Below are 14434 nucleotides of genomic sequence, written 5' to 3' on the forward strand. Positions count from 1 at the left end.
CAGCGGCCCTTTTCCTTTGTAGCCCATCGGTTCGGTCGCGACCTCACCGATGCAGGTCGCCCAGGCACAAGTACTTGACCTCCAGGTATTCGTCGATGCCATGGTGCGAGCCCTCGCGGCCCAGGCCCGACTGCTTGACGCCGCCGAAGGGGACTTCGGCCACCGAGATCAGCCCGGTGTTGATGCCCACCATGCCATATTCCAATGCCTCGGCCACCCGGACGATGCGGCCGATGTCGCGGCTGTAGAAGTAGCTCGCCAAACCATATTCCGTGGCGTTGGCCAGCGCGACGACCTCGTCTTCGGTCTTGAAGCGTAGCACCGGTGCCACCGGGCCAAACGTTTCTTCTTGCGAGCAGCGCATCTCGGGTGTCACATCGGCCAGCACGGTGGGGGCAAAGAAGCGTTGGCCCACACGCTGGCCGCCGGTGAGCACGCGCGCGCCTTTGGCGCAGGCGTCGGCCACATGGGCTTCCACCTTGGCCAACGCCGACTCGTCGATCAGCGGGCCGATGTGCACCCCCGGCTCGAAGCCCGAGCCCAGTTTGAGGCCGCGCACCTTGTCGGCCAGCTTGGCGACGAAGCTTTCATACACGCCATCCTGCACATACAGCCGGTTGGCGCACACGCAGGTTTGGCCTGCGTTGCGGTATTTGCTGGCCACGGCGCCTTCGACGGCGCTGTCCAGGTCGGCATCGTCGAAGACGATGAACGGTGCATTGCCGCCCAGCTCCAGCGATAGCTTCTTGACCGTCGACGCGCATTGCTGCATCAGGATGCGTCCCACTTCGGTCGAGCCGGTGAAGGACAGGTGGCGCACGACTTCGCTGGTGCACAGCACCTTGCCGATCTCGATGGACTGGGCGCTGTCGCCAGTGACGACATTGAGCACGCCCGGCGGCATGCCGGCGCGCTGGGCCAGTTCGGCTGCGGCCAGCGCCGACAGCGGCGTTTGTTCGGCCGGCTTGATGACCACCGGACAGCCCGCGGCCAGGGCCGGGGCCACCTTGCGGGTGATCATCGCGATGGGGAAGTTCCAAGGCGTGATGGCCGCGCACACGCCGATGGGCTGTTTGAGCACCCAATAGCGCTTGGTGGGGTCGGTGGTGGGGATGGTCTCGCCGTAGACGCGTCGGGCTTCCTCGGCGAACCATTCCACGAAACTGGCGGCATAGAGCACCTCACCGCGGGCTTCGGCCAAGGGCTTGCCCTGCTCGGCCGTCATGATGCGGGCCAAGTCCTCGGCATGCTCGTGGAGCAGCTGGAACCATTTCATCAGCACGGCGGCGCGCTGCTTGGCGGTCTGGGCGCGCCAAGCCGGCCAGGCGGCATGGGCCGCGGCGATGGCCGCTGCGGCGTCGGAGGCGCCCAAGTTGGCGACCTCGGCCAGTGGCTGGCCGGTGGCCGGATCATGCACGGCAAAGCGAGCGGTGCCGGGCACCCATTGGCCGTCGATCAAGGCATCGGTCTTGAGCAAGCGAGGGTCTTTGAGCGCGGCAAGCGGCGAGCGGGTGGTCTCCATGAAGGCATGTCCTCACGTCAATAAAGGCTGGGGTTCATCATAGGCGGGCGGCGGCGGGCCTGCTGACACCTGCGTGACCGTGACGGCCCCAGTGGCGCTGCGGCGCGGCGGCGCAAGTCGGCAGCGGCCTTTCTATAATCGAAAACTTCGCCAAATCAAGCATTTACAGGGTCGCCTGGCTGACCTTGCGCTTGAGGAGCCGTCCTAGCAGCCTGCCCAGAAAGCCCCGGATGAAAGCCGCCGAGATCCGCCAAACCTTCTTGAAGTTTTTCGAGTCCAAAGGACACACCGTGGTGCCGTCCAGTCCCGTGGTGCCCGCAGACGACCCGACGCTGCTGTTCACCAACGCCGGGATGAACCAGTTCAAGGACGTGTTCCTGGGCTTCGACAAGCGGCCGTATACCCGAGCGGCCACGGCGCAAAAGTGCATCCGCGCCGGCGGCAAGCACAACGATCTCGAGAACGTGGGCTACACCGCGCGCCACCACACCTTCTTCGAGATGTTGGGCAATTTCAGCTTTGGGGACTATTTCAAGCGCGATGCGATCAGGTACGCCTGGGAGCTGCTGACCGAGCACTTCAAATTGCCGCCGTCCAAGCTGTGGGTCACCGTCTACGCCGAAGATGACGAGGCCTATGACATCTGGCACAAGGACGTGGGCGTGCCGGCCGAGCGCATCGTGCGCATCGGCGACAACAAGGGCGCGCGCTACGCCTCGGACAACTTCTGGATGATGGGCGACACCGGGCCTTGCGGTCCCTGCACCGAGATTTTTTACGACCACGGCGAAGGCATCCCCGGCGGCCCGCCGGGCAGCCCTGACGAAGACGGCGACCGCTACATCGAAATTTGGAACAACGTCTTCATGCAGTTCAACCGCACGGAAGACGGTCAGATGCACCCGCTGCCCAAGCCCAGCGTGGACACCGGCATGGGGCTGGAGCGCATCGCGGCGGTGCTGCAGGGGGTGCACTCGAATTACGAGATCGATCTCTTCGTGGCCCTGCTGGCGGCGGCCAAGCAGGCGGTGGATGCGGCCGGCGCGGGCGATTGCGACAAAGGCAGCCCGTCGCTGAAGGTGATCGCCGACCACATCCGCGCCTGCGCCTTCATGGTGGCCGATGGCGTGATTCCCGGCAACGAAGGCCGTGGCTACGTGCTGCGCCGTATCGCCCGGCGGGCCATCCGGCATGGCTACAAGCTTGGCGCGCGGGTGCCGTTCTTTCACCGGATCGTTGCCGCCGTGGTGCAGCAAATGGGCGACGCCTACCCCGAGCTGCGTCAGCACCAGGCTCGCATCACCGAGGTGCTCAAGCAGGAGGAGGAGCGCTTCTTCCAAACCATTGCGCACGGGATGGAGATCCTCGAGGCGGCGCTGGCCGGCGGTGCCCGGCAAGTCGATGGCGAGCTGGCGTTCAAGTTGCACGACACCTACGGCTTTCCGCTCGATCTGACGGCCGACGTGTGCCGAGAGCGGGGGGTGACGGTGGATGCGGCTGGCTTCGAGGCGGCCATGGCGCGCCAGCGCGAACAGGCCCGCGCGGCGGGCAAGTTCAAGATGGCCGCCGGCCTGGAATACCGCGGCGCGCCGACCACGTTTCACGGCTACGAGCGGTTGGTGCACGAGGGGGCTCGGGTCACGGCAGTCTATGTGGATGGCACCTCGGTGGACAGCGCCCGTGCCGGTGACGATGCGGTGATCGTGCTCGATCACACGCCGTTCTATGCCGAATCGGGGGGGCAGGTGGGTGACACGGGGGAGCTGCGCAACAAGACGGCGCGCTTCCTCGTGGAAGACACGCAGAAAATCCAGGCCGATGTCTTTGGCCATCACGGCCGTGTGGTGGAAGGCGAGATCCGGGTGGGTGACATGATCGATGCCCGGGTCGATGCCGAGCGCCGCGCTCGCACGATGCGCAACCACAGCGCCACCCACTTGATGCACAAAGCTTTGCGCGAGGTGCTGGGTGAGCATGTGCAGCAAAAGGGCTCGTTGGTCAATGCCGAGCGCACGCGCTTCGACTTTTCCCACCATGCGCCGCTGACGCCTGAGCAGATCCAGCGCATCGAAGCGCTGGTCAATGCCGAGATCCTCGCCAATGCCGACACCCAGGCGCGCATCATGCCGATCGAAGAAGCGCAAAAGCTCGGGGCGGTGATGCTGTTTGGTGAAAAGTACGGCGCTCAGGTGCGCGTGCTGGACATCGGCAGCAGTCGCGAGCTGTGTGGGGGCACCCATGTGGCGCGCACCGGCGACATCGGCTTGTTCAAGATCGTGTCCGAAAGCGGTGTGGCCGCTGGGGTGCGCCGTGTGGAAGCGGTGACCGGTGAGAACGCGCTGGCTTACGTGCAAGGCTTGGAGTCCACGGTCGGTCAACTGGCCGGCGTGCTCAAAGCCACGCCATCGGATGTGCCGCAGCGGGTGGCCCAGGTGCTGGAGCAGGTGCGTTCGCTCGAAAAAGAGCTGGCCGCACTCAAGGGCAAGCTGGCCTCGGTGCAAGGCGATGAGCTGATGGCCAAGGCCGTGGACGTCAAAGGCATCCGCGTGTTGGCAGCCACCTTGGACGGCGCAGACGCCAAGACCCTGCGCGAGACCATGGACAAGCTCAAGGACAAGCTCAAGACCGCCGCGATCGTGCTGGCCGCCGTCGATGGTGGCAAGGTGCAGCTGGCCGCAGGGGTGACGAGCGACAACACGGCCAAGCTCAAAGCCGGCGACTTGGTCAACTTCGTGGCTCAGCAGGTGGGGGGCAAAGGTGGGGGCAAGCCCGATTTGGCCATGGCCGGTGGCAGCGATGTGAGCAAGCTGCCGCAAGCCTTGGCCTCGGTGCCTGCCTGGGTGGCCGAGCGGGTCTGAGCGGCCCCAGCAGTGGGCGTTGTGCCATGGCTCTGTGGATGCCACGTGCGGTCATGGCCGCGGTGGTGTTTGCCGTGTGGATGCCCGCGATCGGGTGGGCCCGCGACATGCTGGGCTTGCGCGAGGCCCAGCCCGCCGAGGTGGTGCGCTGGTTCGTCGAAGCCTGTGTGGCCCATGAAGGTGAGCCCGTGGCCGTGATGGACTGGGCCCTCACCCAAGGCTTCGACCCGCTCGATCCCAGCATTCCCGAAGTGGGCGTCTTGTTGGGCGGCCGCGCGGGTGCCGTGCTGCGCAGCCCGGATGCCACGGTGATGCTGGCCACCACGATGGATGGGGCCTGCACCGTGTGGGCTGAGCGCAGCATCGGGCCGGCGGTGTACCTGGCCTGGCAGCAGGCCGTCACCCGGCTCAGTGGCAGCGGTGCGCGCGTGCAGGTGCAGTTCGAGCGTTACGTCGAGCGTGCCGGGGTGTGGCGGCGGCAATGGCAGGCTCGATATCGCCGTGTGGGCGGCACGCAGGAGCTGGGCCTGGGCTTGGTCGCCACCCTGACCGATGGGCCTGCGGCGCAGGTGTTCCAGCTGTGGCGGCGGCCCGCCGTCGAGTCCGCGACCGACCCCGACGGTTGGCCGCGGCACTGAGGGCGGGGCTCAGGCGTAGGTCAACTCGCGCGCCTTGCCCCAAAACACCCGGTAGGCGAACACCGTGTAGCCGATGATGGCGGGCACGGTGAGTGCCGTGCCCAAGAGAATGACCTTGAGCGAAGCTGGGGCGCTGGCGGCCTCCCAGATCGTGAGGCGGTCCATCACCACATAGGGATAGAGGCTGTAGGCCAGGCCGAAGAAGCCCAGCACGAAGACGGCCACCACCAACGCGAACGGCACCCAGCACAGGCGGCCCAGGATGCGGGGGGAGTTCAACAAGACGCGCAGCGTGACCAGCGCGGCGGCGGTCACCAAGGGAATGGGCAGCAGCGCGATGAATCCGGGCATCGTGAACCAGCGCGCGCGTACGGTTTCGCTCACGATGGGCGTGGCCAAAGAGATCAGCCCCATGCCCAGCACCACTGGCAGCCAGGCCAGCCGGGCCCAGCCCGCGGCGCGGGCTTGCAGCGCTCCGTCGGTTTTCATCACCAGCCAAGTGGCCCCCAGCAGCACGTAAGCCGTGGCCAGCGCCACCGCGATGGCTGCGGCAAACACCGTGTACTGCCAGCCTTGGGCAAAGCCGGTGATGTAGCGACCCAGCATCCAGCCTTGGGCCAGCGAGGCCATCATCGAGCCGACGAAAAAGGCTCGGTTCCACAGCGGTTTGTGCTCGTCCTGGGCTTTGACGCGGAAGTCGAAGGCCACGCCGCGCAGGATCAGGCCGATGAGCATCACGGCCACCGGCAAGTACAGGGCCGTCAGCACGATGCCATGCGCCTTGGGAAAGGCGATCAGCAAAATGCCCACGCCCAGCACCAGCCAGGTTTCGTTGGCGTCCCAGAACGGGCCGATGGACGACACCATCACATCCTTTTGCTCGGGCGTGGCCCGATGCATCAACATGCCCACGCCGAGGTCGAATCCGTCCAGCACGACATAGGCGAGCATGGCCAAGCCCATCACGGCCATGAAAATCAGGGGCAAAGTCGCGTCGAAGCTCATCAGCGGGCCTCCACGGGTTGAGCAGGGCCGGTGCTGGCGTAGCGCACCGGGGCGTCGATGGGTTTGCTGGCCATGTGGGCGATCACGCCGACATAGGCCACGATCAAGGCCAGGTAGACCGTGATGTAAGCAGCCAGGGTCAGTGCGATCATCGGCGCAGGCGTGGCGGAGGCCACGTCGGCCGTGCGCAGCAGGCCTTGCACGATGTAGGGCTGACGGCCGATCTCGGTGACGTACCAACCGGCCACGGTGGCCACCCAGCCAGAAAAGCTCATCGCCGTCAGACCCCACAGCAGGCCACGGGGCAGTCGCTCCGGCGCCCAGCCGCGCCGGCGCAGCATCCACCAGCCCACCCAACTGGCCAGCAGCATCAGCATCCCCGTGCCCACCATGATGCGAAAGCCGAAAAACAGCGGTGCCACCGGCGGATGCGAGTCGACGAACTCGTTGAGGCCACGGATTTCACCGTCGAGCTCATGCGTGAGGATGAGGCTGGCGCCCTTGGGAATGCCCAGTTCGTAGCGGTTGCTGCGGGTGGCCTCGTCGGGCCAGGCAAACAGCAGCAGGGGCGCGCCGCGTTCGGTGTTCCACACCCCTTCGATGGCGGCGATCTTCTGTGGCTGGTGTTGCAGCGTGTTGAGGCCATGCAAGTCGCCCACGAGGATTTGCAGTGGAATGAGCACGGCTCCGAGCGTCAGACCGGTGCGCATCACTTTCGGGGTCGAGACATTGGTTTTGCCCTTGAGCACTTGCCAGGCGCTCAAGCCGGCCAGCAAGAAGGCCACCGTCAGCCCGGAGGCCAGCAGCATGTGGGTCAGGCGATAGGGGAAAGACGGGTTGAAGACCACGAGCGCCCAATCGACCGCGTGGAATTCGCCGTCGATGATCTGGTAGCCCGCGGGGGTCTGCATCCACGAGTTGAGGCTGAGGATCCAGAAAGCGCTCATCGTCGTGCCCAGCGCCACCAGGAACGTGGCCAGCAAATGCACTCGTTCGCTCACCTTGCCGTGACCGAAGAGCATCACGCCCAGAAACGTGGCTTCGAGAAAGAACGCTGTGAGCACCTCATAGCCCAGCAACGGGCCGGCAATGTTGCCCACGCGTTCCATGAAGCCCGGCCAGTTGGTGCCGAACTGGAAGCTCATCGTGATGCCCGAGACCACCCCGAGCGCGAAGCTCAGCGCGAACACTTTGGTCCAGAAACGGTAGGCACCGAGCCAGGCTGCATCCTGCGTGCGCAGCCAGCGCCAGCGGAAGAACAGCAGCACCCAGCACAAGGCGATGGTGATGGTGGGAAACAGGATATGGAAGGTGATGTTGGCTGCGAATTGCAGTCGGGCCAGAAGCAGGGCATCCATGGTGGTGGGGGGACTGAAGGTCGACGATCAGCGGGGCAAGGCGCCTTGCGCACGCAGCTTGCCGGTGTACTCGAGCAGTTTGCCCACGCGCGAGCCCATCTTCATCAGCTGGGCCAGGGTCTGGGCGTCCAGGCGTTGCACGTCGTCGAACCAGGTGGTGATCAGTTCAATCAAGTCGTGCATGCCTTTCATGCGTTCTTGGGCGATGCGGTCTTCCTCCTGTGTGGGGTGTTCCAGCAAGGCGTTGCGCAGCATGGACAGCGTGGGCTCGATTTCACGGCGCCGACGTTCCTCGGCCAGCGTGCGGAAGATCTCCCAGGCGTCCGTGGGCGCTTCGTAGTAGTCGCGTCGATCGCCGGCGAAGTGCTTGAGCTTGACCAGTCGCCAGGCTTGTAGTTCCTTCAAGCCCATGCTGACATTCGAGCGCGAGAACTCCAAGCGCTCGGCGATTTCCTCCGCGTTGAGCGGTCGCGGCGAGACGAACAGCAACGCGTAGATCTGCCCCACGGTACGGTTGATGCCCCAGCGGCTGCCCATCTCGCCGAAATGAGCAACGAAGCTGCGCACCAATGGAGTCATGCTGGTCATGGCAAAGCGGGCCCGAGGGTTGATGCAGGTCAAGCGAGTGTAGCCTGAAATTTCAGAAATTTCTGAAATCTAGAAAATTCCGAGGCCCGGCATCGGGTATGGGCGAGGCTGCGGATAATCCGGGCCGGTCTGTGTCTTGGCTGGATGTCTGCGATGACGGTTGCCGACGGTTTCGTCCCGATGTCTCGCCGCACGTGCCTGCGGGCGGCTGCGGCCTGGGGGATGCTGAGTCCGGCGGCATGGGCGGCGCCGCGGGCCTGGGTGCGTCCTTGGACGGGGCGGCCTTCCACGCCGCCGCTGGCTTTGCCTGCTTTGGAGGGAGGCGTGCGCCGCTTGGCCGATTGGCGCGGCCAGGTCGTGCTGCTGAACTTTTGGGCCAGTTGGTGCGAGCCTTGCGTCTCGGAGATGCCGGCCTTGTTGCGCCTGGCCGAAAGTCGGGCCGATCAGGGCCTGGTGGTGCTGGCCGTGAACTACCAGGAAAGCGAAGCCAAGGTGCGATCCTTTTTGGACCTGGTTTTCGGCGAGATTCCGCAGGCCTTGCCGGTCTTGATGGACCGTGATGGCCAAGCGGCCAAAGCCTGGACGGCCCGTGTGCTGCCCACCACGGTGATCGTGGACCGTTCGGGCCAGCCGCGTTGGAGCGTCATGGGCGAGTGGAACTGGACGGGGCCTCAGGCGCGCGAATTGATCGAGCCCTTGCTGAGGTCCGGCCGATAATTCGGCATCGTCGCAAATTGGGTTTTGTCAGCGTTTCTTTGGGAGAGGTCGGCTGTGAAGCAAGGTGGGGTGTGGCATCGCCGTCGCGTGTTGCAAGGCTTGGGGGCATCGGCGCTCGGTTTGGGCCTGCTGCGTGCGCCTCATGCGCAGGCACGTCGCTTCGAGCCGGTGCCGGGGGATTGGCGCCGCTTCGAAGTCACCACGCGGGTGGAACTTCAGCAGCCCGTGGGGGCGGCGCAGGTGTGGGTGCCGCTGCCATCGGTGCAGTCGGACTATCAACAAGTGTTGGGCCATCAGTGGCGTGGCACAGCGGCCGAGGCGCGCATCGTGGCCGACGAGCGCTACGGTGCGCGCATGCTCATGGCCCGCTTCGAGGCATCGGCGTCCGCACCGTCGATCGAGGTCAGCAGCGTGGTGCTCACGCGGGATCGGGCCGTGGACTGGCAGCGTCCCGTGTCGGTGGCCGTAGACCCGGCCACATTGCGGTTTTGGCTGCAACCGACCGATTTGTTGCCGACCGATGGCATCGTGCGTGACACCGCGCGGCGCATCATTGGCAGCGCGCGTGGGGATGTCGACAAGGTGCGACGCATCTACGATTGGGTGGTGCATTCCACTTATCGCGAGCCGCAGGTGCGCGGCTGCGGCGTCGGCGACATCAAGGCCATGCTGGAGACGGGCAACTTCGGTGGCAAGTGTGGCGACATCAATGCCTTGTTCGTGGGGTTGTGCCGTGCCGTCGGGGTGCCGGCGCGCGATGTGTACGGCATCCGGCTGGCGCCCTCGGCATTTGGTTACCGGGAGCTCGGTGCCAACTCCGCCCAGTTGAAGTCGGCTCAGCACTGCCGCGCCGAGGTGTTCCTGCGCGAGCATGGCTGGGTGGCGATGGATCCGGCCGACGTGGGCAAGGTCATGCGGCAGGAGTCGTCGCGCTGGATCCGCGACCCGCGTGATCCGCTCGTTGCGCCGGTTTACGCGGGTCTGTTCGGAGGCTGGGAGGGCAACTGGATGGCATACAACATGGCGCATGACCTGGCTTTGCCCGGCTCGCAGGGCCCGCGCCTGGCCTTTCTGATGTATCCGCAGGCCGAACATGCTTCGGGGCGTTACGATCCGCTCGATCCCGATCGCTTCAAGTACAGCATCTTTGCCCGTGAACTCTGATCCTTGGTTGGCCCTGCAGGGCCGCAAGCTGGTGCTGGCCTTGTCCGGCGGAGTGGCCTGCTACAAGAGCGCCGAGCTCGTGCGCCTGCTGGTCAAGGCAGGCGCCTCGGTGCAGGTCGTGATGAGCGAGGCGGCCGAGCGCTTCATCACGGCGATGACGATGCAGGCATTGTCGGGTCAGCCGGTGGTGACCAGTCCTTGGGATGCGCGCGAGCCCAACCACATGGCGCACATCAACCTGACCCGAGGGGTGGATGCCATCGTGATCGCTCCGGCCAGCGCCGACTGCATCGCCGCGCTGGCGCAGGGCCGGGCCGATGATCTCATCAGTCTGATGTGCTTGGCGCGGCCCTGGGCCGTGGGCGAGCGGCCTTGTCCGCTGCTGCTGGCCCCGGCGATGAACCGCGAGATGTGGTCGCACCCGGCCACGCAGCGCAACGTGGCCCAAGTGGTGGCCGACGGCGCCGTCTTGTTGGGGCCGGGGCATGGCGATCAAGCCTGCGGAGAGATCGGCGATGGCCGCATGCTGGAGGCCGAGGAGCTGTTCGAGGAGATCGTCGCCTTCTTCGAGCCCAAGGTGCTGCAGGGCCAGCGGGTGCTGATCACGGCCGGGCCGACCTTCGAGGCCATCGACCCGGTGCGCGGCGTCACCAATTTGTCCAGTGGCAAGATGGGGTTCGCGCTGGCCAGGGCGGCCCGCGAGGCCGGCGCCGAGGTCACCCTGGTGGCTGGCCCCGTGGCCTTGGGCACTCCGCGTGGCGTGCGCCGTATCGATGTGCGCAGCGCCGTGCAGATGTTCGAGGCCGTGATGTCGGTGGTGGCCGCGCAGGACGTGTTCATCGCCACCGCGGCGGTGGCCGACTGGCGGCCAGCCACCGCGGCCGAGCACAAGCTCAAGAAAGACGGTTCGGGCCAGTGCCCGGTGTTGAGCTTCGTCGAAAACCCTGACATTTTGGCCAGCGTCGCGCGCCTGCCTCATGCCCCGTACTGTGTGGGCTTTGCGGCCGAAAGCGAGAAACTGGCCGAGCATGCCCGCACCAAGCGTCAGCGCAAGGCAGTGCCGTTGCTCGTGGCCAATCTTGGCCCGAGCACGTTCGGCTGCGATGACAATGCCGTGTTGTTGGTCGATGCGCAGGGTGAGCGGCCCTTGCCCGAGGACGGCCGTCGCGTCGACAAGCTCGTGTTGGCGCGCCTGCTAGTGCGCGAAATCGCCCAACGATTGTCCAAGCATCACTCATGACGACCATTGCTTTGAAAGTGCTCGACGCCCGCATGGCCGAGCACCTGCCCAGCTACGCCACGCCCGGCAGTGCCGGGCTGGATCTGCGGGCCTGTCTGGAGGCCCCGCTGGTCCTGGAGCCGGGGCAGACCGAGCTCATCCCCACGGGTTTGGCCATCCATCTCGGGGATCCGGGCTTGGCCGCGCTGATCCTGCCGCGCTCGGGATTGGGTCACAAGCACGGCATCGTGCTGGGCAATCTGGTGGGCTTGATCGATTCGGACTACCAGGGGCAGCTCATGGTGAGCTGCTGGAACCGCGGACACGAGACCTTCACGGTGCAGCCGATGGAGCGCATTGCGCAATTGGTCATCGTGCCGGTGGTGCAGGCCCGCTTCGAGCGGGTCGAGGATTTCGAGGCCTCGCACCGCGGCAAGGGCGGTTTTGGCTCGACGGGCCGGCATTGAGGCGACCCGAGCAGGCCGCCGAAGGCAGCACCGCACTGACGGTCAGTGCAAGGTGGAACCGCTGGGCGGGCTGCTCAGCACGCTGAGCACCGGCTGGCCGACGCTGCGGTTTTCGATTTCCGCCTCGGTGGCTTCGCGTACGCCACGCACCTTCAGTGCCAAGCGCAGCGCCATCCCGGCCAAGGGATGATTGCCGTCCAGCACCACATGGCTGTCATAAACCTCGGTGACCGTGTAGATGCGGTCGGCAGGCATGTCGCGGGTGGTGATGCCTTCGGGCAGGCCGTCGAACTGCATGCCCGGCTCGATGTGCTCGGAAAAGAGCTTGCGATCTTCGAAGAACACCAACGAGGCGTCGTATTCTCCGAAGGCATGCTCCGGCTCCAGGTGCAACTTGGTCTCGAAGCCGACTTCCTGCCCTTCGAGCACTTCTTCGACCTTGGCCAAGAGATCGTCGCCGCCGTAGAAAAACTCCACGGGCTCGGACAGCTCGTCGATGAGATGGCCCAGAGTGTCTTCGAGTCGCCAGGTCAGGCTGACGACGCAGGGAGAGGTGATGCGCATGCGTAATGATCGCACAATGGCGGCCATGCAGATTTCTCGCCCCCACTCTTTGCTCGCTGGCCTCAGCCCCGAGACCTTCATGCGCCGATACTGGCACAAGCGACCTTTGCTGGTGCGCCAGGCCTTGCCACATCGTCCCGATTTGCCCACGCGCGATCAACTCTTCGCATTGGCCGCGCGCCCCGATGTCGAGTCCCGCCTGGTGCGCCGGACCGAGCGCGGCTGGCAGCTGCGGCAGGGCCCGATGTCACGCCGGGCGCTGCCACCGCTGTCGCGGCCTGACTGGACCTTGCTGGTGCAGGGGGTTGATTTGCACCATGAGGGCGCCCACCGGCTGCTGCAGGCGTTTCGCTTCGTGCCGGATGCGCGCTTGGACGATTTGATGATCTCGTATGCCAGCGATGGCGGTGGGGTCGGGCCGCATTTCGATTCGTACGACGTGTTCTTGCTGCAGGTGCATGGACGCCGGCGTTGGCGCATCGGCCGACTGGCCGATGACCGCTTGCTGGAGGGCGTGCCGCTGCGGATCCTGGCGAACTTTCGTGCCGAGGAGGAACATGTGCTGGAGCCGGGCGACATGCTCTACCTGCCGCCACGCTGGGCGCACGATGGTGTGGCCGAGGGCGAGTGCATGACCGCGTCGATCGGCTTTCGGGCCCCCCGCCGTGAGGAATTGCTGCGTGAGGTGCTCGTGCGCGAACTGGAAGGCCGTGAGACGGAGTCCGACGGCGTGCTTTATCGTGATCCGCAGCAGCCGGCCACGGCCACCCCGGCACGCATGCCGCAAGCTCTGCAAGACTTCGCGGTGCAGGCGGTGCAATCGCTGTTGCGCGATCGCCGGGCGCTGGAATGCGCCTTGGGTGAATACTTGAGTGAACCCAAGCAAGGCGTGTGGTTCGAGCCGGGCCCGGGGGGCGATCTCTCTCAGGGGCTGAGGCTGGACCGGCGCACCCGGATGCTGTATGACCGGCACCATGTCTTCATCAATGGCGAGGCTTTTCGCGCCGCAGGGGCCGACGCGCGCTTGATGCGTCGCTTGGCCGATCGTCGCGAACTGGATGCTGCGGCCTGGCGCTTGGCCAGCGATGATGCCAAGGCGCTGCTCATGCAGTGGGCCGAGGATGGTTGGCTGCATCCGCTGGGCCCAGCGTCGACCTGAGCGCTGAGCTGAGGCGAGGACCGATCCATGGAGACTCCCCGCACCGCCACCCCCGTGGCACCCATGGCCAGCCGTGCCGATTTCCATCGGGCGATCGCCGAGGCATTCGAGCGGGCCGCCGACGTGGGGTGCCGCGAGATCTGGCTGTGCGATGTGGACTACGCGGACTGGCCGCTGGGCGAGCGCGCCGTGGTGCAGTCCCTCACGCGCTGGGCCTGCGCCCATCGGCGACTGACCCTGCTGGCCAGCCGCTTCGACGAAGTGCCTCGGCGCCATGCGCGATGGGTCGCTTGGCGGCGTCATTGGGGGCATGTGGTGGACTGCCTGGCGTTGCCGCAGGTCGAGCCCTCGCAAGTGCCATGCTTTTGGTTTGCCCCCGGCGTGCAGGCCGTGCGCCTGGTCGATCCTCGGCGCTACCGGGGCTTCGTGGACACCACCCCGGCCGAGCTGCTGCGCATGCAAGACCGCGTGCGCGAACTGGCCCGCTGGGGCATCCCAGACTTTCCGGTGACCACCCTGGGTTTGTGATTAAGTGCAAACCCTATATAATGTTTGATGGTTTGCTCTAATCAAACCGCCGCAGGGTCAGGCTTGGATTCAAACTCTTTTACAAGTTGAAACCCGGCGGTTGCAACCAGCCCAGATCACTCATCACCTGAACCTTTCGAGGAAAGTGCAATGAACAAGTCGCTCGTGTTGGCTTCCATCGTCGCTGCCGTCGCCCTGGCCGCTTGCGGCAAGAAGGAAGAGCCGGCGCCTGCTGCCGAGGCCCCTGCTGCCGCGCCCGCTCCGGCTCCCGCTCCTGCCGAAGCCGCTTCGCCGGTGGCCAACGTCGCGTCCGACGCGGCTGCGCCGGCGGCCGACGCTGCTTCGCCCGCTGCTTCGCAGTGAGCGTTTCGACGCCTGCAAACAAAAAGGCCGCCTGCGGGCGGCCTTTTTACTGGTGGGGCGATTCGGCTCTTCGTCATTTCGTGTGGAACCCAACAGTCACAATGACTCCTGGTCGTCGCGCCCGGTGGGCATGTGTGCAGGCCGCTGGCCGGCCTGTGCACATGTCCACGAGGCGTGTTTGATCAGGAGGATGAGTCCATGGGCATTGCCGTAGAAGCTCTGTTCACCAGCGCGCTGGGCTTGCAGCCGCCGTGGGTCGTCGATGACGTCAGGCTCGACACCGC

15 protein-coding genes are annotated in these 14434 nt (G+C 65.7%); 9 read left to right on the forward strand and 6 right to left on the reverse strand.

Going from position 1 to position 14434, the window contains the following annotated elements:
- Nucleotides 1-43: 43 nt before the first annotated feature.
- Nucleotides 44-1522 carry an NAD-dependent succinate-semialdehyde dehydrogenase gene (locus F615_RS0102915; RefSeq protein WP_019559674.1) on the reverse strand — a complete coding sequence of 493 codons (1479 nt, stop codon included), beginning with the start codon at nucleotides 1520-1522 and terminating at the stop codon, nucleotides 44-46.
- Between the two features lie 230 nt (nucleotides 1523-1752).
- Here F615_RS0102915 and alaS point away from each other — a divergent pair, with 230 nt between their 5' ends.
- Entirely contained in the window at nucleotides 1753-4380 is a 2628-nt protein-coding gene (gene alaS / locus F615_RS0102920; protein WP_019559675.1) for an alanine--tRNA ligase, read from the forward strand.
- A 38-nt stretch (nucleotides 4381-4418) separates the two neighbouring features.
- On the forward strand, nucleotides 4419-5018 hold the full coding sequence (locus F615_RS17650; protein WP_156824514.1) for an NMCC_0638 family (lipo)protein: 600 nt from the start codon (nucleotides 4419-4421) through the stop codon (nucleotides 5016-5018).
- A gap of 9 nt (nucleotides 5019-5027) precedes the next feature.
- Here the strand turns inward: F615_RS17650 and F615_RS0102930 are convergent, their stop codons facing one another.
- The 3 genes from F615_RS0102930 to F615_RS0102940 are packed head-to-tail and all read right to left on the reverse strand — an operon-like array spanning nucleotide 5028 to nucleotide 7969.
- Complete coding sequence (locus F615_RS0102930; RefSeq protein WP_019559677.1) at nucleotides 5028-6023, reverse strand: cytochrome d ubiquinol oxidase subunit II; 996 nt, start codon at nucleotides 6021-6023, stop codon at nucleotides 5028-5030.
- Complete coding sequence (locus tag F615_RS0102935) at nucleotides 6023-7381, reverse strand: cytochrome ubiquinol oxidase subunit I (RefSeq protein ID WP_019559678.1); 1359 nt, start codon at nucleotides 7379-7381, stop codon at nucleotides 6023-6025. Before F615_RS0102935 ends, F615_RS0102930 begins: the two co-directional genes overlap by 1 nt.
- A gap of 27 nt (nucleotides 7382-7408) precedes the next feature.
- Nucleotides 7409-7969: a GbsR/MarR family transcriptional regulator gene (locus F615_RS0102940; protein WP_211211776.1), complete on the reverse strand. Its 561-nt coding sequence runs from the start codon at nucleotides 7967-7969 to the stop codon at nucleotides 7409-7411.
- A gap of 153 nt (nucleotides 7970-8122) precedes the next feature.
- On the opposite strand from F615_RS0102940, the gene F615_RS17655 reads away from it, so the two are divergent.
- The 4 genes from F615_RS17655 to dut all read left to right on the forward strand — a co-directional run bounded on the left by F615_RS17655 (nucleotide 8123) and on the right by dut (nucleotide 11536).
- On the forward strand, nucleotides 8123-8686 hold the full coding sequence (locus F615_RS17655) for a TlpA disulfide reductase family protein (protein ID WP_019559680.1): 564 nt from the start codon (nucleotides 8123-8125) through the stop codon (nucleotides 8684-8686).
- 69 nt (nucleotides 8687-8755) lie between these two features.
- Complete coding sequence (locus tag F615_RS0102950; protein ID WP_156824515.1) at nucleotides 8756-9850, forward strand: transglutaminase-like domain-containing protein; 1095 nt, start codon at nucleotides 8756-8758, stop codon at nucleotides 9848-9850.
- Nucleotides 9840-11090 (forward strand): bifunctional phosphopantothenoylcysteine decarboxylase/phosphopantothenate--cysteine ligase CoaBC, encoded by a 1251-nt coding sequence (gene coaBC, locus F615_RS0102955; protein ID WP_232301037.1) that lies wholly within the window; start codon nucleotides 9840-9842, stop codon nucleotides 11088-11090. The genes F615_RS0102950 and coaBC overlap by 11 nt, the downstream gene beginning before the upstream one ends.
- Entirely contained in the window at nucleotides 11087-11536 is a 450-nt protein-coding gene (gene dut / locus F615_RS0102960; RefSeq protein ID WP_019559683.1) for a dUTP diphosphatase, read from the forward strand. Before coaBC ends, dut begins: the two co-directional genes overlap by 4 nt.
- Before the next feature lie 42 nt (nucleotides 11537-11578).
- On the opposite strand, the gene F615_RS0102965 is transcribed toward dut, so the two are convergent.
- On the reverse strand, nucleotides 11579-12100 hold the full coding sequence (locus tag F615_RS0102965) for an FKBP-type peptidyl-prolyl cis-trans isomerase (RefSeq protein ID WP_026329970.1): 522 nt from the start codon (nucleotides 12098-12100) through the stop codon (nucleotides 11579-11581).
- Nucleotides 12101-12125: 25 nt separating this feature from the next.
- Here F615_RS0102965 and F615_RS0102970 point away from each other — a divergent pair, with 25 nt between their 5' ends.
- From F615_RS0102970 to F615_RS0102980, 3 genes are all read left to right on the forward strand, one after another.
- Nucleotides 12126-13259, forward strand: coding sequence for a JmjC domain-containing protein (locus F615_RS0102970; RefSeq protein WP_026329971.1), 1134 nt, complete (start codon nucleotides 12126-12128; stop codon nucleotides 13257-13259).
- Nucleotides 13260-13286: 27 nt separating this feature from the next.
- Nucleotides 13287-13787, forward strand: a complete 501-nt coding sequence (locus tag F615_RS17660) for a hypothetical protein (RefSeq protein ID WP_156824516.1) — start codon at nucleotides 13287-13289, stop codon at nucleotides 13785-13787.
- Between the two features lie 150 nt (nucleotides 13788-13937).
- Nucleotides 13938-14150, forward strand: coding sequence for a hypothetical protein (locus F615_RS0102980; protein WP_019559687.1), 213 nt, complete (start codon nucleotides 13938-13940; stop codon nucleotides 14148-14150).
- Nucleotides 14151-14246: 96 nt separating this feature from the next.
- Here the strand turns inward: F615_RS0102980 and F615_RS20120 are convergent.
- On the reverse strand, nucleotides 14247-14434 hold a 188-nt coding region (locus F615_RS20120), incomplete at its 5' end, for a hypothetical protein (RefSeq protein WP_169452409.1).

This window comes from Caldimonas manganoxidans ATCC BAA-369 (assembly GCF_000381125.1).
In the GTDB taxonomy this organism is placed as follows: domain Bacteria; phylum Pseudomonadota; class Gammaproteobacteria; order Burkholderiales; family Burkholderiaceae_C; genus Caldimonas; species Caldimonas manganoxidans.

Coding starts and splice junctions, on each gene's coding strand:
- F615_RS0102915 (WP_019559674.1), bottom strand. CDS start 1,522: ATGGAGACCACCCGCTCGCCGCTTGCCGCGCTCAAAGACCCTCGCTTG.
- alaS (WP_019559675.1), top strand. CDS start 1,753: ATGAAAGCCGCCGAGATCCGCCAAACCTTCTTGAAGTTTTTCGAGTCC.
- F615_RS17650 (WP_156824514.1), top strand. CDS start 4,419: ATGCCACGTGCGGTCATGGCCGCGGTGGTGTTTGCCGTGTGGATGCCC.
- F615_RS0102930 (WP_019559677.1), bottom strand. CDS start 6,023: ATGAGCTTCGACGCGACTTTGCCCCTGATTTTCATGGCCGTGATGGGC.
- F615_RS0102935 (WP_019559678.1), bottom strand. CDS start 7,381: ATGGATGCCCTGCTTCTGGCCCGACTGCAATTCGCAGCCAACATCACC.
- F615_RS0102940 (WP_211211776.1), bottom strand. CDS start 7,969: ATGACCAGCATGACTCCATTGGTGCGCAGCTTCGTTGCTCATTTCGGC.
- F615_RS17655 (WP_019559680.1), top strand. CDS start 8,123: ATGACGGTTGCCGACGGTTTCGTCCCGATGTCTCGCCGCACGTGCCTG.
- dut (WP_019559683.1), top strand. CDS start 11,087: ATGACGACCATTGCTTTGAAAGTGCTCGACGCCCGCATGGCCGAGCAC.
- F615_RS0102965 (WP_026329970.1), bottom strand. CDS start 12,100: ATGCGCATCACCTCTCCCTGCGTCGTCAGCCTGACCTGGCGACTCGAA.
- F615_RS0102970 (WP_026329971.1), top strand. CDS start 12,126: ATGCAGATTTCTCGCCCCCACTCTTTGCTCGCTGGCCTCAGCCCCGAG.
- F615_RS17660 (WP_156824516.1), top strand. CDS start 13,287: ATGGAGACTCCCCGCACCGCCACCCCCGTGGCACCCATGGCCAGCCGT.
- F615_RS0102980 (WP_019559687.1), top strand. CDS start 13,938: ATGAACAAGTCGCTCGTGTTGGCTTCCATCGTCGCTGCCGTCGCCCTG.